Genomic DNA, 23,955 nt, shown 5'->3' on the forward strand with positions numbered 1-23,955 from the left:
TCTCAACTAAATTCTATAAATATTCTTAAAATTATGACACCCTAACATAAGCTTATGTAAACTAGTATCCATTTCTAATAGATATTAAAAAAAATAGAAAATTAGTAAAATTTATAATTAGATAAAAATTTAAAATACTGATGCCGATTTTTCGCTAAACGCTCAAATGACTAATATGCCAATCCTAAATGAGTCGTGAAAATCTCCGATTTATCTCTCAACGTCGCGCCAGTTGTTACAATTCCGGGAACCGCAAGGGCGCACTGGCAACTCTTTGCCTCTGCGGTTCGTTTCTTTTTACAAATGATTTAGGACTGCTATATGTGATAATAGTTACAAGAGTTGGGAAAATCTGCCGTGTTAACTCAAAATGAAAAACTGCTTTTAATTGGTCAGGTAACAGATATAAGCGGAATACCAATCAGGACAATTCGCTATTACGAGAGTTTAGGTTTACTCAAGTCCTCAAGACGAACAGAGGGAGGCTTCCGCCAGTTTTCATTGGATGTGCTGACTCGTCTAGCCTTTATTAAAAGGGCACAAAATCTTGGTCTTAGTCTAGAGGAGATTGGAAATATTCTTCAGGTCTATGACCAAGGACAAGCTCCTTGTGGTGAAATTCAAGAAAAGCTTGAAGACAAGCTCTTGCACATCGATCGCCAAATCGAGCAATTGTTAACTTTACGTTCTGAAATAAAGGGATTACTTTCAGGCTGGAAGAATACCAGCGATCGCAATGAAGATACAATTTGTCCTATTATTCAAAACAATCCTGTTAGCGGATAGCTATGGTTTAGCCCGTGCTAAGTGTTAAAAAGTAAAAATAGAATGAGATCAGGACTCAGGACTTTTATAGAGGAGAAACCACCATAACTCTAATCCAATCAAGGCTAAACCAGCGATCGCAACACCAACTTTCAAGCCCAAAGGTTGCTCAATGCGTTGAAATTGCCTGGCTTGTTCTGACGAGTGGGCTGGCATTTCTGCTAATGTCACACCTGATGTTCCAGTGAGAAGCACTAAAGCTGTCAGGCTTCCCCAAAGCATTTTTTTACTGAACATTTCCTAAATTACCCTGCAATTATGAGAGAGCTTTTGGTTGAAAGTTACGCAATCTCAGAGCATTGCTAACAACAGATAGCGAAGAAAGAGCCATCGCAGCCCCGGCGATAATTGGATTGAGTAACCAACCAAAAATAGGGAAGAGAATTCCAGCCGCAATGGGAATGCCAATGACGTTGTAAATAAACGCAAAGAAGAGATTTTGCTTGATATTGTTGATGGTGGCGCGGCTGAGTTGAATTGCTGTGACAATTCCTTGCAAATCTCCAGAAATTAGGGTGATATCGCTAGCTGCGATCGCTACATCTGTTCCTGTCCCAATCGCAATTCCCACATCAGCCTGTGCTAAGGCTGGCGCATCATTTATACCATCGCCAACCATTGCGACAAGGGATTGGGGATTGGGAAGAATTTTCCCTAGTCCCCCTCTTTGCAAAGATTGGATAATCGCCGCCTTTTGATCTGGACGCACTTCGGCAAATACTCGCTGGATGCCAACTTCTTGAGCGATCGCATCAGCCGTTTTCCGATTGTCTCCGGTGAGCATTACTACCTCTAAACCTAGCTTCTGTAAAGCTTTCACCACTGCTATAGATGAAGGTTTGAGGGCATCGGCAATACCCATGATTCCTTGTAGTTCGCCATCTACAGCAATCAAAATGACTGTTTTACCAGCCGCTTCCCAAGCATCTTTATACTGCTGGAGAGCAATAATATTAATTCCAAGTTCTGTTAACCAGCGTTGTGTACCAATTTGCACAAGTTGATTTGAAACAACTGCTTGCACCCCACTACCTGCGTTAGCGATGAAGTTTTGTGCATCTATTAAACTCGCTTCTTGAGACTGGGCATATTTCACCACCGCTTCAGCTAAAGGATGCTCAGAGTTCCGTTCCACCGTTGCTGCTAACTGTAAAAGCTTGATTTCATTGCCATCAGCTGTACCGTTGACAGTTACAAAATCTGTAACCGTGGGTTTACCCTGAGTCAAAGTACCAGTTTTATCTAAAACGATGATTTGAATTTTGTGTGCTAGTTCTAAGCTGTCAGCACCCTTAATCAAGATGCCATTTTCTGCACCTTTGCCCGTCCCCACCATCACAGATGTGGGGGTAGCTAAACCCAAAGCACAAGGACAAGCGATAATTAGTACACCCACCGTTGTCATTATTGCTAAGGTCAGGTTGCCAGTGAAATTAAACCAAATGACGAAAGTGGCGATCGCAACGGCAATCACAGCTGGTACAAACCATCCTGTCACCCGATCTGCCAAACGCTGAATGGGTGCTTTAGAACCTTGTGCCTGTTGCACTAATTTGACGATTTGAGCCAAAAACGTATCATTTCCGACTCGTGTCACCCGAAATTGAAATGCACCTGCACCGTTAATCGTTGCCCCAATCACCTCATCTCCTGGCTGCTTTTTCACTGGCAAACTTTCACCAGTCACCATTGCTTCATCTACCGTCGAAGCACCTGTAATCACTTCGCCATCTACCGGAATCTTTTCACCAGGACGCACTAAAATCACATCGTTGATTCTGACTTCGGCGATGGGAACATCAACTTCTACACCATCACGGATAACTCTGGCATCTCTGGCTTGCAATCCAATTAGTTTGCGAATGGCTTCAGAAGTTTCTCCCCTAGCGCGATTTTCTAACAACCGCCCCAATAAAATTAAAGTAATAACAATGGCAGCAACTTCATAATAAACATGAGGTATCAAGCCCTGAGCAATAAAAAATTTCGGAAAAACAGTGACAAATAAAGAATATAGATATGCTGCACTTGTACCCAAAGTAATCAGCGTGTCCATCGTCGCCGTATGGCGCTTGAGAGATTTCCAGCCATTGCGGTAAAAAGATCCGCCACACCACAATATAACGGGTGTTGTCAGCACTAACTGTACCCAAGGATTTTGCAGGAAGTTGGGAATTAAAGGGAAGTTTAGCCCAGTCATCATCGGCAACGACCCCAAAAATAGGAAAATGCTGATTGCACCTCCCACAACTACTTTGAGGAAGAGTTCGCGTTGTAATGCTTGCCTATTCGCTTTTTCGGCATCATCTTCTTCAGAGAGCAATTCTTCCTGGAGTGAGTAAGAAGAGTATCCCGCAGATGCGATCGCGGCTTGAATTTTTTCTAAATTGGCTAGAGAGCGATCGTACTTGATAGTGGCTTGTTCTGCTCCAAAGTTAACGTTGCAGTCAATCACCCCAGAAACAGAGCGAATTGCCTTTTCGATGTTGTTAGCGCAACCAGCGCAACTCATGCCTCGAAGTTTGAGTGTGAGAGTATCCATGCTGGGGGTTGGGTTGGGGACTGGGGACTGGGAATTGGGGATTGGGGACTGGGGATTGGGGACTGGGAATTGGGGATTAGGGATTAGGGACTGGGGATTGGGGATTGAGGACTTGGAAATAGGGGGAAAAGGTTAGAGGGCAAATGGATAGTTTTTTCTTTTCCTCAGTACCCAGTACCCAGTACCCAGTCCCTAGTCCCCAACCCCCAGTACCCAATCCCTTAAGCAACTGGATAGCCAGCAGCAGCCAACGCTTCCTTAATTACTGTTTCTGATGCTTGAGTTTCTACACTGACAAGCTTGGTTGTGGGATCTGCCTGAATGCTGGCATTAGCATCGACTGCCTGAAGTGCTTTGGTGATGGTACTTGCACAAACAGAACAAGACATATTGGGAACTGTGAGTTGGAGAGTCATAGATTTACGGGATAATTAATGAACAACCTAGCCAAACCAGAAATAACTGGAAAGAGAGTCGCCTTGAATTCATACTAGACTCTCTAGCCGGCTGGAGAGTCTAGAGAATTTTAAAAGTTTTTCGCTAAAGTTCAATTTTCTTTAGAGATGTAGTGCATCAATCGCTAAAGAATACAAAATACTACACAACACTTGTCTCCTGATGCAAGTGTGTGTTATGAAGGCTATATAACTGTTGTTTTCCCCACAATTCCGGGCAAATAACCCTCCGCAACACCTGAGACGCGGCTGCTGAACCCAAGTCTCCTACTCTCTTCACAACAAAGAGTCTTTTTTAAGGCTCTATTTGGAGTTTTCATGCAGCCAAAAAATTTAAAGCGTCTCCTGCGTGCTTTAGAGCGGCAGGGTTTGGATGTAAGTTACAACAATCGCACTTATTCTGTCCGTTTAGTTAATTCTCCTGATGCACCTGTAGCGGAAGTACTTCTGCCAGAAGGCTTCCCCGTAGAAGCTAAGGCGCTGAAGCAGTTAGCGAATTTGGCAAGTGTCCGCCACCCATCTGGCGGATGCGTTTGTCGGGCCTGTGCTACACCTGACTTTCACCCAGGCGATGCAGGTGTTGCCATTGGTTCAATTGTAGAAACTGTGGGTCAGGTTATTCCTGGTGCTGTCGGCTCTGACATCAATTGTGGAATGCGCCTGCACGTTGCTGATTTGACAATCGACGAATTCTTAGCAAAGCGCGACCAATTCGTAGAAAAAATGAAAGGGGATTACTTCTTTGGTACGCGTGATGTGACAATGACTGCTGAGGCAATGCGATCGCTATTTCAATACGGAGTTTTAGGTTGGCTGGATGCCATGCAAAATCGGGCTACGGGGAGTGTAGTCAAATCTGATTTGCAACAACTAGCCCAAGAGAGCGAACGCATCTTTTTAGGTGGTTCAATGGATGGTAACTGGAAACTTGCGCCTGAAGAATTGGTTTCCGATGCCGGACTGGTACGCGATGGCGGATTAGCGACCATTGGCGGGGGCAATCATTTTGTAGAAGTGCAGCGAGTTGATAAAGTTGAAAATCGCACCCTTGCCCATGCTTGGGGAGTGCGCGAGGGACAACTAGCTTTTATGATTCATTCTGGTTCCCGAAATGTGGGTAAGTATATTGGGGGAATGTGGCGAGATAAAGCTAAGGCGACTTGGCAAAAAGGTTTGAAGTACCCTGATTCTCAGATTTTTCCTCTCTCTAACCATTCTCACCCCGAATTAGTCGCCAGTTACTTACAAGCTGAGGCAACTGCTACCAATTATGCCTTTATCAACCGTTTGCTATTAGCGGAACTACTACGTCTGCGTTTACGGGAAGTATACAAAGATGTGGAAGCACCTCTAGTTTACGACTTGCCGCACAACATCACCTTACCAGAAGGTGAAGGATGGGTAACACGCAAGGGTGCAAGTCCAGCCTATGCAGGGCAACCAGTGATTATTCCTGGTTCAATGGGTGCTGATTCTTATCTGATGGTGGGTAGAGGTAATCCAGCATTTTGTCATTCGGCCTCACATGGGGCGGGAAGAATTTATTCTCGCTTCGACCTCAATCGCAGAGGTGCATCTCAAAGTGAGGCAGAACTGGGATTAACTGGCGTAGACTGCATAACCTTGCGTGAAGAACGCCGCATTGAAGAAGCACCAGCCGCCTACAAACCGATTCAGTCTGTGATTGATGTGCAAGTGGAGGCAAAAATGGTAGACGTTGTAGCGCGATTGAGTCCGGTGTTGACGTTTAAGGCATAGCTCTAAATAAAAAGCCCCTGGTATAACACCAGGGGTATCCATCTTTATTCCCTGATACTAGAATCGCATCTGTGAAGCGATAGCAAATCCGTACTAATGCAATTAATGCATAAAATTATGATATTTTTGCAATCGGCGAGATAGGATTTATATTAAGTTGCGAATTATACATAAAACTTACGCAAAATTATGAAAAAACGAACCACAGAGGGCGCAGAGGATACGGAGAAATAAGAGTTTCAGAGAGTTTTTGCGTAAGTCCTAATACAGTAAAGCATCCTAGATGGAAGATAAAACTTCTATCTAGGATGCTTCACAATAAAAAATTGTTGCTGATACAACAATTAGGGACAAAATTTGATGATTAGACTAGAGCTATCAGCTAGCAAAAACGGTTAAACTGCCGGGTTTCTGAAGATCGCCTTGCAAAACCACACCTCGCTGATTGGCATGGATATGACGCAAAATCTTGTAAATTGCCTCAACTTGCTCTGATGCACCTGCTTTCTGGGCAAGTTCTTCAAGAGAAAGAGGAGTTTTTTCTTTTTGGAGGACTGCTACCACTCGTGTTTGCAAATCGAGAATGGAGGCGGCAGCTTTTTTGCCAGCTTCTACCCCTGGCTGATGGTAGGCGTTGACGTTAACTAAGCTTGCATATAAACCAACAGCGCGTTCATACAAAGCAATTAATGCCCCTACGGTTCGGGGATTAACTTGGGGAATGGTGACTGTAATCGAATCGCGGTGATTTTCATAAAGTGCTTGTCGGGTTCCTTGGAGAAAACCGGAAAGATAGTCGCCTGATGTAACTCCCGGATCTATTTCAGTGGATGGGCCCTGACGATCTTCTAATACTTCAACGAAGGTAGCAAAGAAATTAGCTACACCCTCACGCAACTGTTGGACGTAAGCGTGTTGATCTGTTGAGCCTTTGTTGCCATAAACGGCGATGCCTTGATGGACAACCTTACCGTCTAAGTCTTTTTCCTTGCCCAACGATTCCATCACCAGTTGTTGCAAATAGCGACTGAATAAAAATAAGCTGTCCTTGTAAGGTAGGACAACCATATCTTTTTCACCCTTTCCATTGCCTGCAAAGTACCAAGACAAAGCAAGCAAGGCTGCTGGGTTAGTTTTGACATCTGGGACGCGGGTAGCGTCATCCATCTCTTTTGCACCATCCAGGATGGTGCGAACATCAATGCCTTGTAATGCGGCTGGTACTAGCCCCACAGCAGACATTTCTGAGGTGCGTCCTCCTACCCAGTCATACATGGGAAATCTGGCTAGCCAACCTTCGTCTTTGGCTAGTTTATCGAGGTTGCTATCAACGCTGGTAATTGCTACCGCGTATTGAGCAAATTCCAAATTGTGTCCGGCGTAAGCTTTTTTAACTTCAATCATCCCGTTGCGGGGTTCCGGCGTTCCCCCAGATTTAGATATCACCAATACCAAAGTGCTGGCGAGGCTATTTCGGAGATGATTGATAACGCGATCGATACCTGCCGGATCGTTGTTATCGATAAAGTGAATTTTCAGGGGCGGGAAATCAGGAGCAAGGGCTTCTGCGACGAATTGGGGGCCGAGGGCGGAACCACCAATGCCAATGGAGATAATATCCGTGAAGCGGCTTGCTCTGGGAGGATGAATAGCACCTGTTTGGACTTTTTCCGCAAAGGCTTCGATTTGTTCTAGGGTTTGGACTATTTCTTGTGTAAGTTCTGGAGTTGGCGCTAAATCAGGATTTCGCAGCCAGTAGTGTCCAACCATGCGCCTCTCGTCGGGATTTGCGATCGCACCCTTCTCCAGTTCAGCCATATCCGCAAACGCCTTGTCAAACTTCGGCTGCAACGATTCTACAAAGGCATTATCGAACCGCATTCGACTTATGTCTAAGTACAGTCCCAATCCCTCGTGGAAATATAACCAGTTTTGGTATCGTTGCCAAAGTGCCCTAGCATCCATAGGGAAATCTCAAATAAAGTGTTTTTCAAAAACCAGTTTAATGTAAGGTTATAGCGATCCCTGCCTAGCCTTATACAGTTTACAGTTTTCAGTGTTCCCTTAACTCTTCACTTTAAACATCTGGCATAGGGATGACACGCAGAAATTTCACAATTTCACCTCTGATTTCTATACCAATCAGGTAATTATCTAGGGTGAAGCGGTGAAAAATGCCTTCACCATCAAGCTGTCGCAATTCTTTTAGATCGGTCAGTTGCCACTTTTGGGCTAACTCAATAAAGACAAAATCATGCACCCGCTCGTAAGCAGCAGGTTCTAAATTTTTCAGATCTAGCAAAAAAGACCTTGCATAGCGCATTTCTAGACTCACTAGGCGTTACCTTAACCAAAACTTGAGGGGCCACTGGCACAAGAAAAGAAAGCGCTGCTGAATCAGAAAAACATCAACAGTCGTACCGCTTCTTCATGGGTTAATATATCCCACGGTTGCTGCGATCGCTTAACTTGTTGTATCGCTTTGAGCATATAAAAGTCACAATGTAAAGCTTCGAGAACGTTCCAAATGTCTTGCAAATCTTCATCGGCTAACTGCTCGATTAAGTGATGCATTCTCAGTCGCAGCAAATTCATACGTTAGTTTTTACCTACAACCCAACACCAACAATAAATAGTATTCCCACAAAATTAGCAAAGGTTAACGGCAATATAGCACTATGCTCAAGCTACGCTAAAATTTATTCGCCCAGTCAAGAGAGTAGGGGAGCCAGTCGAAGTGTCTACACTCGTCAGCCAACCTGAGTATATTCTTTCTCAGAAATCACCTAAGTTCCCCGCTTCTAACAAGCGACAAGTTTTGTGGCGGGGTTTAAGAGGATGTTTGAAAAGTCCTCTTATCAGTATTAAAAGTTCTAAATCCCCCTAAATCTCCCAATAAATTGGGGGGCTTTGATTCTTCCCCCTTTTTAAGGGGTTAGGGGGGATCTAAGAGTGCCTAAAATTACAGCGAAATACTTGTTCATTCAACCTCTAAATCCCAGTTGCATTACGAATTACGAATTACGAATTAAATATGGTTGACTATCTAATTTTCTTAGCAATTTCTACAGCACTTTTTGCTCTATTCGGTTTGGGACTTAATTTACAGTGGGGCTTTACGGGGTTAATTAACTTTGGTCATATTGCTTTCATGACCCTGGGAGCATATACAACCGTATTATTAAGCTTAAAGGGCGTACCCCTATTGATATCAGCAGTGGCTGGAGCAATTGTCGCCGCCTTGTTGGGTTTGATAATTGGTTTTGCAACTTTACGCTTACGGGAAGATTATCTAGGAATTGTCACCATCGGCACAGGCGAATTAATTCGTTTGGTAGTAAATAATCAGGATTTACCTGTTGGTGATACCTGGGTTTCTGGGGCGTTTGGCGTGCAAAGTTATCCTATACCCTTATCTACAGAGCCGAATTTGTTTGTCAGATTAGTGATGATTGGATTGTTAACGCTACTAGCTGCCGTAACTTTTTTTACCTTGTGGCAATGGATTCGTACCACCCAAATATCTCGAACTACTGATTTAGGCAAAAGGACAACTAGCAAGCAAGAATTTGCGTCGCGCTTGGGTGTGGGAATTGTCTTAGCAATTTTAGCGGCAGCAATTTATATTTCTGGGGTAATTGGACTGTATAACTACAATCCCAAAGCAGGTTTAATGCTGGTTTTGCTGTTGGTTTTAGCATTTGTATACTGGCGCTTAGAAATTTTGGTGCGATCGCCTTGGGGTAGAATTCTCAAAGCCATCCGCGAAGATGAAGAAATTCCCAAGGCACTGGGAAAAAATGTATTTTGGTATAAATTACAATCATTAATGTTAGGGGGTGCGATCGCAGGTATCGCTGGTGCTTTCTTTGCTTGGCAACTGTCCGCCATTTACCCCGATAACTTTCAACCCCAGATTACCTTTGACACTTGGATTATGGTGATTTTAGGCGGTTCTGGCAATAATGTTGGCACAATCTTAGGCGCGGTAATTTTCTTTGCTTACGATGCGCTGACGCGAGAAGTCTTACCCCGAATTGTTCCCCTTGATGAAGCTCGTTTGGGTGCATTTCGGATCGTGGTAATCGGACTAATTTTAATGGTGCTGATGATTTGGCGACCTCAAGGTATTCTAGGGAAAAAGGAGGAACTTACCCTTGGTAAATAACCAGTCATTGCCACTTCCCCTTTTGGTAGCCACTGGACTTTCTAAAAGCTTTGGTGGTATCAAAGCTGTTAATGAGGCGAAAATCGAAGTTGCCAAAGGCAGCATCACGGGCTTGATTGGCCCCAATGGTGCTGGTAAAACTACTTTCTTTAATTTACTCTCAAACTTCATCCGCCCAGATAAAGGGCGAGTGATTTTTGACGGCGAACCGATTCACAACTTGCAACCATATCAAATTGCCCAGCAGGGAGTAATCCGCACCTTTCAGGTTGCACGGACTCTTTCGCGGTTGTCGGTATTAGAAAATATGCTGCTGGCGGCGCAAAAACAAACGGGTGAAAATTTTTGGCAAGTGCAATTACAGCCGCACGTTGTCGCTAAAGAAGAAAAGCAACTGCAAGAGCGGGCAATGTTTCTATTAGAATCAGTAGGCTTGGCGAAAAAAGCGCACGATTATGCTGGTTGTTTGTCTGGTGGACAACGGAAGCTGCTGGAAATGGGACGGGCCCTGATGACTAATCCCAAGTTAATTTTGTTGGATGAACCAGCTGCTGGGGTGAATCCGAAACTGATTGATGATATTTGCGATCGCATTATCACTTGGAACCGTCAAGATGGGATGACCTTTCTGATTATCGAACACAATATGGATGTGATTATGTCCTTGTGCGATCGCGTTTGGGTACTTGCCGAAGGGCAGAATTTGGCTGATGGTACACCCGCAGAAATTCAAAGCAATCCCAAAGTTCTAGAAGCTTATTTAGGAAAATAATTTGTAAAAACTTTTGGTCAAAAAATTCCTCTTTAAGGCTTTACTCTGTGTTCTCTGCGCCTCTGTGGTTAAATAAATTAATTTTTTAAACCGCAGCGGCACAGAGAACGCTGAGAAAAAACAATCTTATTTTATGAGTCGCTATAAAAGAGTTAGCATCACTACGAATTACGAATTATTTTAGTCTTCGTTATTTTCTGCAAAATTGACTTTATCATAAAGATCCCGCAATTCAATTTTAAAATCAACCGTTTGCAATGATAAAGTTGCAGATTCATGTTCAATTTCAGTAAATGACCATTGGCTTTCCGCAGTTTTTACATACTGCATTACATGATACTGATATTGGTCAATTAAAATATATTCCTTAAACTCTGAAATAGAGCGATAATAAAGAAACTTATCGCCTTGGTCATAATTTTTAGTCGATCTAGATAAAACTTCAGCAATTAACATCGGGTTCATAACCGTTGTTGTGCTGGTTCCTGTATAAATAGGTTCTCCTTCAATCACCATTACATCGGGATACGTATGCTGCCGATAACGAGGTATCTACAAACGCACATCTCCAATATAAACCTCATAATTCTTGCCTCTTAAACCAAACTTCAAATAAGCATAAAAGTTGCCTGCGATTTTATTATGATTTGTAGTGCCACCCGTCATTGGTACAATTTCTCCATTACGGTATTCGCTTTTATATTCAGCTTTTTCTTCAATTTCTAAATACTCTTCAGGTGTGTAATCTAGTTTTTGTGTTTCTAACTGCATAAATATACGACCTATTTATTGTGCGATTGCTTATTCATCTTTCATATCTATGTTATCCGCCAATAAACCCCATTCTCTCGCTGCATTAACTGGCAAGCAATCAACTCCCGTCGTAGGGTGGCGCAGTCAGGATGGTAGCGTTTGAGAATGTCATTTACAAGATGTTCAGGATAGTTGACTCCAACATCAAACTGGTTTGCTAACCACTTGAGAATTACTAGACGCTTTTTGCGACTAGCAGGAATTTCTTTCAGACATTCGCCCTCAAAATAGTTTTTCAATACTTTGCTTTCCCAAGCCTCAGTATCCACATCCTCAATCAAAGATGCTATTTTCTCTGGTGTGAAAATTTCCTTACTGATGCTTTGCAAAGCTTCGTTATCCAATTGATACAAACGGCTATTCCCCTCCGGGCGCATTGTCACCAAATTTAGCTCTTTAAGTTTTGCTAAATGATGGGATACCGTCGGTTCTTTGAGTTGCAGTAGCGCCGCTAATTCTTCGACGCTGCACTCCTGATTTGCCAGGATACCTACAATCTTCAATCGGCTATCATCCGCTAATGCCTTAAAAAAGCGCAGTAAGATGTTAAATTGCTCTGGTTGCATGACTAATTTCTAATTAGATAGATGTCTAATTAGAAGTATATCTAATTTAAAAGCTAAGATCCCCAACTTCTCATAGAAATCGGGGATTCTGTTGTTTAGTTTAACTAAACTGTTCCTCTGCATCGAGGTTGAACAACATTTGTAGAGTTTGCATACAGCGCCGTCTAGCTTCAACATCTTGCTGCGATCGCAACTGTACCATCGGGTCATGTAAAATCTTATTGACAATTCCCCGTGTTAATGCTTCAATTACCTCTTGATGTTTTTCAGCGAATTCTGAACCCAATCTCGACAAAGCTTTTTCTAACTCTTGTTCGCGGATGGTTTCGACTTTATTTCGCAGACAGCTAATAGTAGTGACAGTTTCTAAACTGCGCCACCAAATATCAAAAGCTTCTACTTCTTCCTCTAAAAGTCGCTCGGCTTCCTGTGCAATCTTCCGACGGCTTTCGTAGTTTTGCGCTACCACAGCCTTCAAATCATCCACATTAAACGCTTGCACATTTTCTAGTTCATTTACATCTGCATGAACGTTACGCGGTACAGAAATATCAAATAACATTAAAGAGCGCTGAACTTCTAAAACCATTTCCAATTTGGCACGGTCAAGTATTGGCTCTGTTGCTGAAGTACTTGTAAACACCAAATCGCTATCGGCAATTACAGTCATCATTTCCGATAGCGGATGAATTTGGATTTGTTGTTGAGGGAACAGCTTTACTAAGTCTTGAGCGCGATCGCGAGAGCGATTTACAATACTAATTTCCACAGCACCTTTAGAAAGTAGGTGTTGTACCAGCAGCCGTGACATTTTACCAGCACCAAGAATTACCACTCGACAAGCAGCTAAATTTGCCACTTTTATCTGTGCTAACTCCACAGCAGCCGAACTAATAGAGACAGCACCAGTACCAATACTAGTTTCAGTGCGAACCCGCTTACCTGCTGTTAGCGCTTGTTTAAATAATCGATTCAAAATGGTTTTTATACCGTTATATTGCTGTCCCAGTTTGTGAGTAGTTTTCACCTGAGCCAGAATTTGACCTTCTCCGAGTACCAGACTATCTAAACCACCTGCTACTCGCATGACGTGCATCACTGCATCATCATGTAGCAACATAAATAAATGTTGTCGTAGAGAAAGCACGGGTAATTTACTATATTCTGCAAGAAACTGAGTTATTTCTCGGATACCTTGGTCTGCTTCACTGGTAACAATGTAGATTTCTAGACGGTTACAAGTACTAAGAATTGCAACTTCGTCAATATGGGGATAGCTTGCCAGTTGAGCGATCGCACTTTCAATCTGTGGTTCTGGAATGCTCAGTTTTTCCCGGACTTCTACTGGGGCTGTTTTATGGCTTAACCCCACCACTGCTATATTCATTTGCTAAATCGTAGTTACTAGTTGGTAGTTGAAAATAGAGCATTGAGTCAGAATAGGGAATGGGGAATTTTTGTTTATTGGTTGATAGTTTTTTCAATCAATAAACAATAACTAATCACTAAATACTAACTACTAACTAGTGTAAGGATGAAGCATTTTGGCAACTATTTTTCTATTTTATAGAAAGATTTATTTCCAAATGCTTTACCCCTACTTTTCTCATTCCCCATTCCCTAAAAATTAGTTTAATTGGAGAGTCTTGGGTTCACCAAACATGTGAATTGTATCAACAAATCGAGCAGTTTTCGACTGGTTAGAAATTACCAAGCTTTGAGTTCTGGCTCCGCCGTTGAAGAAACGTACACCATTCATCAGATTACCACTGGTAATGCCACTAGCAGCGAACAGAACAGTTTTACCAGATGCCAATTCATGAGCATCATAGACCCTATCGGGGTCATTGATATTCATAGATTTTAAGCGATCGATATTGGCTTCTCTGCTTTCTCCAATCAGACCTGTTTTTACGACTGCTGGATCGTAGATCAGTTGACCTTGGAAGTGTCCGCCCAAAGCACGCATTGCTGCTGCCGAGATTACACCTTCAGGAGCCGCACCGATACCCATCAGCGCGTGGATATTAGTTCCAGCAAAACCACAGCTGATGGCTGCACCCACATCACCGTCTGAAATTAGGGCGACTCTCGCTCCAGCCTCACGGATTTCTTTAATTAAATCGTTGTGGCGTTCGCGCTTCATGACCACGACCACGAGTTCTTCAATAGAGCGCTCTAGACACTCAGAGAGAATCTTGAGGTTTTCTGTTGCTGACTTGTTGATGTCTACCTTGCCCTTAGCTGCGGGAGGTGCTGCTAACTTCTTCATGTAAAAGTCAGGAGCAGCAAATAATCCACCCTTTTCAGAAATTGCCAAGACAGCCATCGAACCAGGTTGTCCATAAGCTACCAAGTTCGTACCTTCACAGGGGTCAACGGCAATATCAATTTCGATTAATTCATCAGGGTTACAGAGAGCTTCGGCATTTGGTTGGGTACAGATACCAACTTCTTCGCCGATGTATAACATCGGCGCGTCATCGCGTTCGCCTTCCCCAATTACAATGCGACCACGCATATAGATTTTATTCATCCGCTCCCGCATAGCTTCCACAGCTACCTGGTCAGCGATGTTTTTTTCGCCTTTACCCATCCACTTTGCGGATGCGATCGCGGCTTGCTCTACTACTTCAATAATCTCTAACCCAAGTGTATTTTCCACAGAGTCTGCCCTCTCAACTGCTTGAATTTGTGTCGCTTTATCTGGCTATTTCAGTCTTCAAGTCTACCAAAGGGCGGATACACGTGGAAGAAAGTTAAGTTTTACTGCTAACTCGTTAGAAAAGTACCATTTAGCACATCCTGATTTTCGACTCAATATTATTTCAGTATAAAACGTGTTCAAAACTAACTAAGTTAAAAACTGGCATAAATGGGTAGCAATATATATCTAGAACATTACTTTTCTTCAGTATCTATCTTCAGGTATAAAGTAATAAATAAAAAAGCTGATAAATTCACTAAAAACTGAAAGATGAGGCGCAGAGTAGATAGCTTGTGAAATTAAGAGGTTAATTGTGTTTATCGACTACATCACATTAATGTTAATTAATATGGTAGCTGGGCTATTTTTACTGGCTGACTATGTGTATCGTGGTATAGATAGTTATAATCAAAGACCGTGGATTCCGGGATTTGGAATTACGGGTGCGATCGCACTCACAACTGGTTTACACATGAGTTTCACCTGGCCAATCGCTGGTAGCTTTAACATTGCCTTTGGTGAGACAAGCGTCTTATTTGGAATCTTGTTTGTTGCGGCTGCGGTTTCTCTTGCTCAAGGTTGGGATTTATTGACAATAGCAGTTTACGGCTTCTTTGCTGGCGTAGTTGCGATCGTAGTGGGTATCCGCATCATCAACTTGAATTTGACTAAGCAACCGCTTTTATCAGGAATCGGCTTTATTTTAACTGGCTTAGGTGGTATTTTTGCAGCGCCAACTCTCTATTGGAAAACTAACCGAACTTGGCGGCTAATTGGCGTAGCAGTGCTGATAGTAGCCGCTCTAATTTGGGCGTTGACAGGATATTTATCTTATTGGAATCATTTAGAGAGTTTCCAAAAGTGGGTTCCAGCACCGATGCGGTAAGCAATGATCTAGGCTAAAGACATAGTTAAAACTTTGCTTAAGAAAATATGCTGAACTTTCTTAATCCTCTCTTAAATCGCCATCCAGAGCGAGTCAAAGCCAACGTCGAACTTTATACGTGGCAAACTTGTCCTTATTGCATTCGTGCCAAAATGCTCCTGTGGTGGAAAGGTGTAAATTTTACTGAATATAAAATCGACCGTAACGAAGCAGCCAGAGCTAAAATGGCAGAACGTGCTAACGGACGACTGACTGTGCCGCAAATTTTTATCAATAACCAGCACATTGGCGGCTGCGATGACCTCTATCAGCTAGACACACAAAGCCAACTCGATCTCCTTTTAGCCCAAGCCGCTATTTAGAAATCAAATTAACCCTAACGGTTGGTTTGGTGATGCTGAATTTAAGAATTTTGAATTATTTAGCCCCAGATTTCTAGTCTGCGGGCTACATACTTTTTATTTCTTGTAAAATGTGTGTCTTACCCACTCAAAGGCTTACAAGACGCGCACCCTAGAAAATGTGTTGAATTTTTAAATTTTTATATTGATAAGAATATGCAAACTAAATACACAGAATATCTTATACATCAACAATGGATGAGTTGTGCCTTAAAATTAGCAAAAGCAGCAGGTGATGCAGGTGAAGTTCCTGTCGGTGCTGTTATTATTGATTCAACAGGCAAATTGCTAGCACAAGGAGAAAATAGAAAAGAGCGCGACAAAGACCCTACCGCCCATGCGGAAATTCTCGCTCTCAAGACAGCTGCAACAACTTTACAAAATTGGCATCTTAATGAATGTACTCTTTACGTAACTCTTGAACCTTGCCCGATGTGTGCAGGTGCTATTTTGCAAGCGCGTGTAAGACAACTTGTATATGGAGTAGACGATACAAAAACTGGCGCAATTCGTACAGTTATTAACATACCCGATAGTGCTGCTTCTAATCACCATCTCCAGGTCATTGGAGGCATTCTAGAGTCAGCTTGTCGTCAGCAATTACAGGCTTGGTTTGCTACTAGGCGGCGTAGGGTAAACTAACGGACAGAGGTAAAACTGTCCATATAGCACAAGACAAGTCACGCAAGAGAATCTACGGTGTAACTAATCAAGCTTTTTGTTAAATTTTACCCGTCAATCAGCTGCATCCGTCATGATTGAATTTCACTCTTCATCCGATCCCTGCCAGCATACACCAGCAAATCATCCGGTGGCTGTTACTACCTCAAGGGTTTCTCCTTGGTTAAGTCCTCTGGCACATTTATTAGGCCGTCACTGCCTATTACCATTATTCTTTCGAGAAATTAGAATAACCGGACAAAAAAATATCCCTACAACTGGGCCTGCTATCCTCGCGCCTACTCATCGGGCGCGTTGGGATGCATTGCTCGTACCCTACGCTACTGCTAATTGTCGGAGAGAACAAGACCTGCGGTTTATGGTGACTATTGACGAATGCCAAGGTTTGCAAGGCTGGTTTGTCAAACGTTTGGGGGGATTTCCTGTAAATTCTAAGCATCCGTCAATTCGTACACTCCGACATGGAGTTGAGCTACTTCAGCAGAAAAAAACTGTGGTTATCTTTCCAGAAGGTAATATTTTTCGTGATGGGCAAGTTCACCAGTTGAAACCGGGAATTGCTCGTCTTGCTTTGAGTGCTGAATCTAGTTATTCTGAGTTGGGAGTGAAAATTATACCTATAGGCATTAATTACAGCCAACCTTATCCAAGTTGGGGTACAGACGTGAGTATTGATATTGGCTCTCCAATCAGGGTAAAGGATTACATGAGTGGCTGTATAAAACAAGATGCCAAAAGCATCACAAATGATTTAGGAAAGGCACTGCAACAATTAAGCCATCAAGAAAGAAAAATTACTAATCACGCATTTGCAGAAATTACTAATTCTTAATCTCATCAAATTACAAGAGTCTTAAGACTGGCTCTTAACCATTGACCGTGCATGATGAAGAAACTGCACGTTTTTAAGCTTTGACACTAATTGCTAACTGCTATATCCATCCTGCAATAAGTAACCAAAAATTTAGTGCTATTTTGCAACCGTTGGGAATGTATACATATAGATAGTTACAAGTCGATTGCTAGTAAACCGATGAGAAAGCACAATCAGAAAAATTAACGTGTCAACCCAGTCTATCGTAGCTATCGCTCATCATAAGGATTTAAGTTAGTTACTATACAAGGGTAATGGGAACTCTATTAAAGCGATTTTCAGTCCTAAATCAGAGATACTTAGGATGTGTCTTTACTTTGTCCAAGACCAAAACAGAGTTAAGATACCCGAAGTTTCCATAACTTTTTATATAGTTGTCGCACTAATTGATCCCATGAACACTGCTGCCGCTGTTACCTTGATGCACCGTACCCTTTTATCAGTCATAGCAGTCCTCAGTCTGCTATCACCTGTGAATGCTCAGGTATCACAGTCACCAGGCACTACCAGCCAACCACAACCCATTGACCCCAACGATCCCAATAACCTGCGTCCTATAACCCAAAGTAACAGCCTTTTGAGCATTGAAGGTGGCGATCGCTTAGTAAAAGAGGCAGACCAAGCCGTTTCTGCTCAAAACTATCCTTTAGCTGCTAAGAAACTACAAGAAGCACGTCAGGTCTATAATCAGCTATCTAATTTTTATCAAGAGTTAAATTCTAGCTTTTCGGGAATTGACAATAGAGTTTCTGATTCTCAGCGCCAAAAAGCTCTATTAACAGCCCAAAAGCGAGATGAAGCCACCTTTCAACTAGCATTAGTACATCGGGCACAAAATCAGCCAGAATTAGCTGTGCCGTTGTTGGTTCAAATAATTAAGAGTCAAAACCCGACACGGGATTTAGGCAAAAAAGCCTATAAACAGTTGTTTGAGTTGGGTTTTGTTGATTCTCCCTATCCCAGAGAAGGTGGTAGTTCGTCTTCCTCATCCCCAAAAAAATAAATTAAATTGGCGTTAGGTGTTTTTCTTTATATCCCACCTATTTCAAATCCTTCTCTTCCTGAGCAGCACCTTGGAACGCCCCAGTGCTAGGATGTGATTATCTGCCGTAGCTTTGAACCCAGCCTTCTCATAAATCTACCTCAAAGGCGTATTTATCCCCAGTCTTGCCAAACATCTGAAGTTGGCACAGGCTTTTGCCCTATATCTGTTAATAATAGAAAAGTAAGTTTTTTCAGGAATTGCGATGATTAGTCCGCAGCAGGTTGAGGCAATGATCAAGGCGGAACTGCCAGACGCACAAGTTCAGGTGCAAGACTTGACTGGTGGCGGCGACCACTATCAAGTGACAGTAGTTTCATCGCACTTTGCAGGTAAAGGACTAGTGCAACAGCACCAGTTAGTTTATGGTGCGTTGGGTCAAGCTATGTCAACTGAAGCGATTCATGCCTTGGCAGTAAAAACATACACTCCCGAAACTTGGCAAGCAACAGCAAGTTCCTAAGAGACGCGATTCATCGCGTCTGTACAGGAGTTAAAAGTAGAGACGCGATGAATCGCGTCTGTTAAAAATTTATAACTCCTCACTCGTCATCGTTGAATGCAACATAGGAAACACAAATACCATGACACCAGAACTTAAAGACAAAATTGATAACTTGCTACAACAGAACAAGATTCTAGTTTTCATGAAGGGAAACAAATTAATGCCCCAGTGTGGTTTCTCCAACAACGTTGTGCAGATTCTCAATACCTTGGGAGTTCCCTTTGAGACAGTTGATGTTCTATCAGACTCTGAAATCCGTCAAGGAATCAAGGAATACTCTAACTGGCCGACAATTCCCCAAGTGTATATTAATGGTGAATTCCTTGGCGGTTCTGACATCTTGATTGAACTGTACCAAAAAGGTGAATTGCAACAAAAGGTAGAAGTAGCACTAGCTTCTTAATCTCTCTTTACGCAATCAAGGCAATATGCCTTTTTAATTTCCTTGAAAGGGGAGAGAAATAATGTCTCCTCTTTCAAGGTTTTTTAATAGGTTGCGGACAAAAATATTTTATCTATGTTGGCTTAATTTCATACCTAGTCAACAATCCCCTCAGTCACATTGGCAAAACCAATATAGGCTGAGGGGATGCGTTTAATCAATACAATATCTCCAAAATCTCACACCACGGCAAAGCATTGACCAATACAGATAATATGCTATAATCATCTGCGGTAATCAACAATTACTACAATGACCAAGTAAATGGTACTTAGTAGTAATCGGGTTGTGGCTGTGGTTGCGGCACTGCAAAATTTGAGCCATCGTACAAGAAGCGGCTGGCCTCCTCTTCTAGACGATGAATCAGATAAGGTTCAATGACGTTACTTTGTCGCAATGCGGCTAGATATCCATCCAAATACATCCGCATGTCATCCGTGCGATAACCGCGATTCCATAACTCGGCGAAGGCGTCGGTGAGTCTTTGGTAATAGCGGATGGTTTGTGTGTCTTGGAGCATAACTGCTGTATTAATCTCTTGGAATGAGAATTGTAAATGATTCACGCTCAAATGTGAAGTGTAATTTCACTTTGACATCAACTCAAAGTCAACACATCTACTTTGGGTAGTACCCTTATAGCAGCTACACGCTACTTTAATCCTATTCCAGAAAACATTGATTCTGGTTTTTTGGTAAATTATTTTTCTGATTTTCATATTCCATAGCCCAATTGTATTGGTGTTATGTTCTTGGATATAGGCACTAATTTTTGCGGAAAATCTCCTTTGACCATCAGGTTAAAAAGCTGTTGCGTTAACTTTTAGCTGATTGAATTATTAGATATTTGCCACATTACACCATGTAAAAACAGAATGTTAAGCTGAAATAATTTTTCATAAGTATAACAAGACTGCTGAAAAATTTAATAAAAATTTAATAATATTTCTAATTGCCTTCCGGCAAGGCATAAATTAAAGATATTGCTACGCTTCTTATGAGGAAATGTAAAGCTAATAGCAATTGAAGTAACAAAGGCTACAAAACCTTAGTGACGGGCTTGTTACTTTGAAAGTCATCAGACGCTAAGGGGTCTTGCCGCTGTGGGTTCGGTTTGTATAGAAATCATTGAGGGGAATCCCCATCTGAGGTCGTTGTTGGGTTGGCACTTGCAACAGCTAGAATACCGCGTGCATCAAGCTGCCAGTATTTATCAAGCAAGGGAAGTATTTTTAAGCCATCAACCAACACTGGTAGTATTAGATGCAGACTTGCCTGATGGCGATGGCATTGAATTTTGTCGTTGGTTGCATCGTCAGGAGCAGCCTCTAATCTTAATGCTATCTGCCCGCAATAGTGAAGGTGATATTGTGGCAGGTTTAAAGGCGGGTGCAGATGATTACCTGAGCAAACCTTTTGGGATGCAAGAGTTTTTAGCACGGGTAGAGGCGCTGATTCGCCGGAAACGCACACCTACTGCGCCAGCTTATTTGGATTATGGCACTTTGCAAATCGATTTAGTTCAGCGCCGTGTCCGCTTTCAGGGAGAGTTTATCGATTTAACGCCTCAAGAATTCAGTTTGCTGTACGTTTTGGCACAAGCTGGGGGAGTACCTTTGAGTAGGTCGGAATTGCTGCGTCGTGCTTGGCCTGACGCTATCGATAACCCTCGTACCATTGATACTCACGTTTTGTCGCTGCGGAAAAAGGTTGAACTTGACCCTCGTCAACCAAACTTGATTCAAACTATCCGCAATGTAGGATACCGTTTTAACATGGAAATTTTGAATACCAATATTTCACAATCACAAACAACAAAGTTAGCTAGAGAAAGATTTAATAATCAACGTTCGACACTTAGTAGTAGTCAGGTTTGATTGGGAATTGGGAATTGGGAAGTAAGATAAGAACTCTTTACTTCTATCTCCTGACCAATTCAAAATCTAAAATCCAAAACCTAAAATCCAAAATCGTCTTGAGTTTCTCCTTTAATTAGACTTTCTCGTAATTCAAGCCAGTTTATTTCAGAGACTGTTTGATTTGCGAATAAATGACCTTGTTGTAAGTGTAATAACCTAGTGCAAAACATCTGGGCAAGTTCCAATTGGTGATTTACCATCAGAATCGTGGTTTGATGAGTTTGACTCAACTGGATTAAGACTTGCATGAGATGAGAAGCTGTACCTGCATCAAGGGCAGATGTTGGCTCGTCTAATAATAATATTTTAGGCTGGATGAGTAAGGCACGAGCGATCGCTACTAATTGTCGTTGTCCAGCAGAAAGTTGTACCTCAGTTCGCCCTAACCATTCATTGGGAATATGCAGTTGTTCTGTCCAGTAACTGATTCGTTCCTGAATTATCTGTTTGGGGAAACCACGCAAAACCAAAGGATAAGCCAAGGCTTGGCCAACTGTCATCCCCAACAGCTTTGACTCTTGCACTACAAGTACAACCATCTGGCGTAGCTGGATGACAGGAATTTGGCGATATTCTTGATTTTCTAGATAGATTTTGCCACTGCTGGGTTCAATTAGGCGGTTGATGAGGCGTAATAACGAAGTTTTACCTGCGCCTACTGGCCCTACAATGGCAATGCGATCGCCTTGAGATACTTCCAAGTCAATATCTCGCAATATGGGGTATCCCTGCTGATTGCCTGGAAGTTGGGTTTTCAGCTTTGTAAACAGATTAACTTGCTCTAGCCTGAGTGTTGCCTTATTCAAAGGGAGTGAGGAGATAGGGAGAAATAACCAATGCCCAATCTTAAGTTAATTGTGCAGTAGTTAAAGCTGTTGCGATCGCCCAGCCATCGACTAATAGTAGCAGCAGTGTGAGTACTAATAAAATCAGGTACATCCACGGCTGTGCTAAAGGGCGAACATCTGTAGTATCAATACCCGTCTTTGCTTGGACAATTTGCACGAAACGGGCAAATCCAGATACACGTATGGGTAGTAAATAAGCTTTCTCATCCTGGCTGAGGAAGTAATAAACTAAGCCTCCTTGACCAGTGGTGCGGGGTTTTAACTCTTTTACCTCTGACCAAGGTAAAAACCAGCCTTTACGGAAAAAACGAGGAACCCAGGCGGGGTAAGTAACCTGAATTCCCTGGTCATCTACCATTACTTGTTCAGTCAATACTGCATACAAGGCAACTAAGCCGATGCCAATCCCTATCCACAATAATATTGGAGGTACGGGTGCGGCTGTTACCTGCGATAAAAAGGGTAATGGGACTGTGAGTGCTACGTATAAACTCAACAACGTTATCCGAATCAAAGGAGACAAACGAAATACAGAAGCTGAGATATTGGCTGAATTTGCTGTCACGGCTCAATTACAATGCTTTTCTTCATTGTAAGGTAGGTCTATGTTTTAGCTGGACTGTTCAATTCGTAATTTTTTAGGGTAAATACTTTTGTACTACAACCCAACCAGTAAGGGATACCCAGGCAAATCCTACAAATAAAATAATATTTACGCCGATGTGTAAGGGTCTAGCCCAAAGTCGTCTAGCACTAATTTGCGTGGCACTGAAAGCAGACAGTAAAACTAATGCTACCACTATCAATCCAGATGCCAAGTGTGATGAGTGACCTAAAGAACCAAAGTGTCCTAAAGTGCCAACAATCCCGATCGCTAGCAATAGTAGCACTAAACTTACCATGCTGATGCCCATTAAGTAGTGGAGCGATCGCACCTCCCTATTTCCGCCCAGAAATGGCGTAAAAGGAAATTGTTGCGAAGTTCTCGCCCGAAACATCCAAACACCAGTGATTGCTAACATCAGATATGCCAGCAGGGACAACCCCATCGACCAGGCCGCTATTTTCCACAACCAAAGAAACGAAGGCAGATTCATAAGAATGATTGTAGATGAGGGAGAATGCCAATGACCAATGACCAATAAAAAAGGCTGCCGAATTCAGCAACCCTTAAATTTAGCTAAATTTTTTTTAATCAATCAACAGATGCTAAACTAGCCATTTGTAAAGGTTTTGTAGTATCTCCGGTTTTTGTATTAATTTGCTGCACCAATGATTTGGTATTAATAGGGTTTTCTCCATCTGATGAGTCTGTATCAAACTCATAGGTATTGGGTTCTTCGAGCATCAGGCGATCGCACGGAATCTTATCTGATAAAATTGCACTTGCCATCATCCCTGTATGAATCTCCAATTGAGCTTTTCGCGGAGCTTCAAAAACTAAACGTTGTCCAGGGAAAACAACCCTTTCAAAGTACCAGTTGGGAATATTGGAGATACGCGCTACCTGTATTTTGCTCGTGGCATTAATATAGCAGCAGAGAATTTTTCCCGATTGCTCAGGTGGTAGAGGATCTAATATTTGAGCCATAACTGCTGAGGAGCTTTACGCCACAATTTTACATTACACTACCCAAGCCTAGCACTCACTGATCCCCAGTTGTTGTAACTGTGAATACCAACTGAGCCTTTACAGATTATTTCTGTCTAAAGATATATTTTTAAGTTGTAAAAATTTTGTAATTTTTTATG

26 protein-coding genes and 1 pseudogene are annotated in these 23,955 nt (G+C 42.3%); 12 read left to right on the forward strand and 15 right to left on the reverse strand.

What is annotated here, in order from left to right; genetic code table 11:
• The first annotated feature begins 357 nt into the window (after window positions 1-357).
• Entirely contained in the window at window positions 358-786 is a 429-nt protein-coding gene (locus tag V7K42_RS00360) for a heavy metal-responsive transcriptional regulator (RefSeq protein WP_334912488.1), read from the forward strand.
• A 48-nt stretch (window positions 787-834) separates the two neighbouring features.
• On the opposite strand, the gene V7K42_RS00365 is transcribed toward V7K42_RS00360, so the two are convergent.
• The 3 genes from V7K42_RS00365 to V7K42_RS00375 form a co-directional block, all read right to left on the reverse strand.
• Window positions 835-1,062, reverse strand: coding sequence for a hypothetical protein (locus V7K42_RS00365; RefSeq protein WP_334912490.1), 228 nt, complete (start codon window positions 1,060-1,062; stop codon window positions 835-837).
• Window positions 1,063-1,081: 19 nt separating this feature from the next.
• Complete coding sequence (locus V7K42_RS00370; RefSeq protein WP_334912492.1) at window positions 1,082-3,367, reverse strand: heavy metal translocating P-type ATPase; 2,286 nt, start codon at window positions 3,365-3,367, stop codon at window positions 1,082-1,084.
• A gap of 221 nt (window positions 3,368-3,588) precedes the next feature.
• The gene (locus tag V7K42_RS00375; protein WP_334912494.1) at window positions 3,589-3,783 is read right to left on the reverse strand and encodes a heavy-metal-associated domain-containing protein; all 195 of its coding nucleotides are present in this window, start codon (window positions 3,781-3,783) and stop codon (window positions 3,589-3,591) included.
• Between the two features lie 357 nt (window positions 3,784-4,140).
• Between V7K42_RS00375 and V7K42_RS00380 the strand changes: the two genes are divergently transcribed.
• Window positions 4,141-5,580 (forward strand): RtcB family protein, encoded by a 1,440-nt coding sequence (locus V7K42_RS00380; protein ID WP_334912496.1) that lies wholly within the window; start codon window positions 4,141-4,143, stop codon window positions 5,578-5,580.
• Between the two features lie 378 nt (window positions 5,581-5,958).
• Here the strand turns inward: V7K42_RS00380 and V7K42_RS00385 are convergent, their stop codons facing one another.
• The 3 genes from V7K42_RS00385 to V7K42_RS00395 all read right to left on the reverse strand — a co-directional run bounded on the left by V7K42_RS00385 (window position 5,959) and on the right by V7K42_RS00395 (window position 8,175).
• Window positions 5,959-7,545 (reverse strand): glucose-6-phosphate isomerase, encoded by a 1,587-nt coding sequence (locus V7K42_RS00385; RefSeq protein WP_334912498.1) that lies wholly within the window; start codon window positions 7,543-7,545, stop codon window positions 5,959-5,961.
• 112 nt (window positions 7,546-7,657) lie between these two features.
• Window positions 7,658-7,903: a cytotoxic translational repressor of toxin-antitoxin stability system gene (locus tag V7K42_RS00390; protein ID WP_176727132.1), complete on the reverse strand. Its 246-nt coding sequence runs from the start codon at window positions 7,901-7,903 to the stop codon at window positions 7,658-7,660.
• A gap of 74 nt (window positions 7,904-7,977) precedes the next feature.
• Window positions 7,978-8,175, reverse strand: a complete 198-nt coding sequence (locus tag V7K42_RS00395) for a hypothetical protein (RefSeq protein ID WP_094332765.1) — start codon at window positions 8,173-8,175, stop codon at window positions 7,978-7,980.
• A 439-nt stretch (window positions 8,176-8,614) separates the two neighbouring features.
• Here V7K42_RS00395 and V7K42_RS00400 point away from each other — a divergent pair, with 439 nt between their 5' ends.
• Together V7K42_RS00400 and V7K42_RS00405 are read left to right on the forward strand one after the other, a co-directional pair.
• Complete coding sequence (locus V7K42_RS00400; RefSeq protein ID WP_334912500.1) at window positions 8,615-9,748, forward strand: branched-chain amino acid ABC transporter permease; 1,134 nt, start codon at window positions 8,615-8,617, stop codon at window positions 9,746-9,748.
• Window positions 9,738-10,520, forward strand: a complete 783-nt coding sequence (locus V7K42_RS00405) for an ABC transporter ATP-binding protein (RefSeq protein ID WP_334714523.1) — start codon at window positions 9,738-9,740, stop codon at window positions 10,518-10,520. Before V7K42_RS00400 ends, V7K42_RS00405 begins: the two co-directional genes overlap by 11 nt.
• A gap of 180 nt (window positions 10,521-10,700) precedes the next feature.
• Here V7K42_RS00405 and V7K42_RS00410 read toward each other — a convergent pair.
• The 4 genes and pseudogenes from V7K42_RS00410 to glpX form a co-directional block, all read right to left on the reverse strand.
• Window positions 10,701-11,291, reverse strand: a pseudogene (locus tag V7K42_RS00410) (Uma2 family endonuclease).
• 47 nt (window positions 11,292-11,338) lie between these two features.
• Window positions 11,339-11,899, reverse strand: coding sequence for a DUF2087 domain-containing protein (locus tag V7K42_RS00415; protein ID WP_334912502.1), 561 nt, complete (start codon window positions 11,897-11,899; stop codon window positions 11,339-11,341).
• Between the two features lie 100 nt (window positions 11,900-11,999).
• A complete protein-coding gene (locus V7K42_RS00420) occupies window positions 12,000-13,286 on the reverse strand; it encodes a glutamyl-tRNA reductase (RefSeq protein ID WP_334912504.1) in 1,287 nt (428 codons plus the stop codon).
• 240 nt (window positions 13,287-13,526) lie between these two features.
• Complete coding sequence (glpX, locus tag V7K42_RS00425) at window positions 13,527-14,564, reverse strand: class II fructose-bisphosphatase (RefSeq protein WP_334912506.1); 1,038 nt, start codon at window positions 14,562-14,564, stop codon at window positions 13,527-13,529.
• A 355-nt stretch (window positions 14,565-14,919) separates the two neighbouring features.
• Between glpX and V7K42_RS00430 the strand changes: the two genes are divergently transcribed.
• From V7K42_RS00430 to grxD, 7 genes are all read left to right on the forward strand, one after another.
• Window positions 14,920-15,492 (forward strand): DUF981 family protein, encoded by a 573-nt coding sequence (locus V7K42_RS00430; RefSeq protein WP_334892586.1) that lies wholly within the window; start codon window positions 14,920-14,922, stop codon window positions 15,490-15,492.
• Between the two features lie 47 nt (window positions 15,493-15,539).
• On the forward strand, window positions 15,540-15,854 hold the full coding sequence (grxC, locus tag V7K42_RS00435) for a glutaredoxin 3 (RefSeq protein ID WP_334912508.1): 315 nt from the start codon (window positions 15,540-15,542) through the stop codon (window positions 15,852-15,854).
• Window positions 15,855-16,049: 195 nt separating this feature from the next.
• Window positions 16,050-16,535, forward strand: coding sequence for a tRNA adenosine(34) deaminase TadA (gene tadA, locus V7K42_RS00440; RefSeq protein WP_334912510.1), 486 nt, complete (start codon window positions 16,050-16,052; stop codon window positions 16,533-16,535).
• A gap of 112 nt (window positions 16,536-16,647) precedes the next feature.
• Window positions 16,648-17,406 carry a lysophospholipid acyltransferase family protein gene (locus V7K42_RS00445; protein ID WP_334912512.1) on the forward strand — a complete coding sequence of 253 codons (759 nt, stop codon included), beginning with the start codon at window positions 16,648-16,650 and terminating at the stop codon, window positions 17,404-17,406.
• A 436-nt stretch (window positions 17,407-17,842) separates the two neighbouring features.
• Window positions 17,843-18,451 carry a hypothetical protein gene (locus V7K42_RS00450; RefSeq protein ID WP_094346144.1) on the forward strand — a complete coding sequence of 203 codons (609 nt, stop codon included), beginning with the start codon at window positions 17,843-17,845 and terminating at the stop codon, window positions 18,449-18,451.
• 244 nt (window positions 18,452-18,695) lie between these two features.
• On the forward strand, window positions 18,696-18,953 hold the full coding sequence (locus V7K42_RS00455) for a BolA family protein (RefSeq protein WP_094346138.1): 258 nt from the start codon (window positions 18,696-18,698) through the stop codon (window positions 18,951-18,953).
• 121 nt (window positions 18,954-19,074) lie between these two features.
• Entirely contained in the window at window positions 19,075-19,398 is a 324-nt protein-coding gene (gene grxD / locus V7K42_RS00460) for a Grx4 family monothiol glutaredoxin (protein WP_334892582.1), read from the forward strand.
• Window positions 19,399-19,708: 310 nt separating this feature from the next.
• On the opposite strand, the gene V7K42_RS00465 is transcribed toward grxD, so the two are convergent.
• Window positions 19,709-19,957 carry a DUF6761 family protein gene (locus tag V7K42_RS00465; protein ID WP_094332830.1) on the reverse strand — a complete coding sequence of 83 codons (249 nt, stop codon included), beginning with the start codon at window positions 19,955-19,957 and terminating at the stop codon, window positions 19,709-19,711.
• Window positions 19,958-20,539: 582 nt separating this feature from the next.
• Between V7K42_RS00465 and V7K42_RS00470 the strand changes: the two genes are divergently transcribed.
• Window positions 20,540-21,313, forward strand: coding sequence for a response regulator transcription factor (locus tag V7K42_RS00470; RefSeq protein WP_094346140.1), 774 nt, complete (start codon window positions 20,540-20,542; stop codon window positions 21,311-21,313).
• 80 nt (window positions 21,314-21,393) lie between these two features.
• Here V7K42_RS00470 and V7K42_RS00475 read toward each other — a convergent pair whose 3' ends face one another.
• The 4 genes from V7K42_RS00475 to V7K42_RS00490 all read right to left on the reverse strand — a co-directional run bounded on the left by V7K42_RS00475 (window position 21,394) and on the right by V7K42_RS00490 (window position 23,794).
• A complete protein-coding gene (locus V7K42_RS00475) occupies window positions 21,394-22,161 on the reverse strand; it encodes an ABC transporter ATP-binding protein (protein WP_334912516.1) in 768 nt (255 codons plus the stop codon).
• Window positions 22,162-22,201: 40 nt separating this feature from the next.
• Entirely contained in the window at window positions 22,202-22,768 is a 567-nt protein-coding gene (locus tag V7K42_RS00480) for a hypothetical protein (protein ID WP_334912518.1), read from the reverse strand.
• A 73-nt stretch (window positions 22,769-22,841) separates the two neighbouring features.
• Window positions 22,842-23,300 carry a DUF4079 domain-containing protein gene (locus V7K42_RS00485; RefSeq protein WP_334912519.1) on the reverse strand — a complete coding sequence of 153 codons (459 nt, stop codon included), beginning with the start codon at window positions 23,298-23,300 and terminating at the stop codon, window positions 22,842-22,844.
• A gap of 98 nt (window positions 23,301-23,398) precedes the next feature.
• A complete protein-coding gene (locus tag V7K42_RS00490; RefSeq protein ID WP_334912521.1) occupies window positions 23,399-23,794 on the reverse strand; it encodes a DUF1830 domain-containing protein in 396 nt (131 codons plus the stop codon).
• Window positions 23,795-23,955 lie beyond the last annotated feature (161 nt).

The sequence above is a fragment of the Nostoc sp. genome, assembly GCF_036917455.1.
GTDB lineage: Bacteria > Cyanobacteriota > Cyanobacteriia > Cyanobacteriales > Nostocaceae > Nostoc.

Coding starts and splice junctions, on each gene's coding strand:
- V7K42_RS00365 (WP_334912490.1), bottom strand. CDS start 1,062: ATGTTCAGTAAAAAAATGCTTTGGGGAAGCCTGACAGCTTTAGTGCTT.
- V7K42_RS00370 (WP_334912492.1), bottom strand. CDS start 3,367: ATGGATACTCTCACACTCAAACTTCGAGGCATGAGTTGCGCTGGTTGC.
- V7K42_RS00375 (WP_334912494.1), bottom strand. CDS start 3,783: ATGACTCTCCAACTCACAGTTCCCAATATGTCTTGTTCTGTTTGTGCA.
- V7K42_RS00380 (WP_334912496.1), top strand. CDS start 4,141: ATGCAGCCAAAAAATTTAAAGCGTCTCCTGCGTGCTTTAGAGCGGCAG.
- V7K42_RS00385 (WP_334912498.1), bottom strand. CDS start 7,545: ATGGATGCTAGGGCACTTTGGCAACGATACCAAAACTGGTTATATTTC.
- V7K42_RS00390 (WP_176727132.1), bottom strand. CDS start 7,903: ATGCGCTATGCAAGGTCTTTTTTGCTAGATCTGAAAAATTTAGAACCT.
- V7K42_RS00395 (WP_094332765.1), bottom strand. CDS start 8,175: ATGAATTTGCTGCGACTGAGAATGCATCACTTAATCGAGCAGTTAGCC.
- V7K42_RS00400 (WP_334912500.1), top strand. CDS start 8,615: ATGGTTGACTATCTAATTTTCTTAGCAATTTCTACAGCACTTTTTGCT.
- V7K42_RS00415 (WP_334912502.1), bottom strand. CDS start 11,899: ATGCAACCAGAGCAATTTAACATCTTACTGCGCTTTTTTAAGGCATTA.
- V7K42_RS00420 (WP_334912504.1), bottom strand. CDS start 13,286: ATGAATATAGCAGTGGTGGGGTTAAGCCATAAAACAGCCCCAGTAGAA.
- grxC (WP_334912508.1), top strand. CDS start 15,540: ATGCTGAACTTTCTTAATCCTCTCTTAAATCGCCATCCAGAGCGAGTC.
- tadA (WP_334912510.1), top strand. CDS start 16,050: ATGCAAACTAAATACACAGAATATCTTATACATCAACAATGGATGAGT.
- V7K42_RS00445 (WP_334912512.1), top strand. CDS start 16,648: ATGATTGAATTTCACTCTTCATCCGATCCCTGCCAGCATACACCAGCA.
- V7K42_RS00450 (WP_094346144.1), top strand. CDS start 17,843: ATGAACACTGCTGCCGCTGTTACCTTGATGCACCGTACCCTTTTATCA.
- V7K42_RS00455 (WP_094346138.1), top strand. CDS start 18,696: ATGATTAGTCCGCAGCAGGTTGAGGCAATGATCAAGGCGGAACTGCCA.
- grxD (WP_334892582.1), top strand. CDS start 19,075: ATGACACCAGAACTTAAAGACAAAATTGATAACTTGCTACAACAGAAC.
- V7K42_RS00465 (WP_094332830.1), bottom strand. CDS start 19,957: ATGCTCCAAGACACACAAACCATCCGCTATTACCAAAGACTCACCGAC.
- V7K42_RS00485 (WP_334912519.1), bottom strand. CDS start 23,300: ATGAATCTGCCTTCGTTTCTTTGGTTGTGGAAAATAGCGGCCTGGTCG.
- V7K42_RS00490 (WP_334912521.1), bottom strand. CDS start 23,794: ATGGCTCAAATATTAGATCCTCTACCACCTGAGCAATCGGGAAAAATT.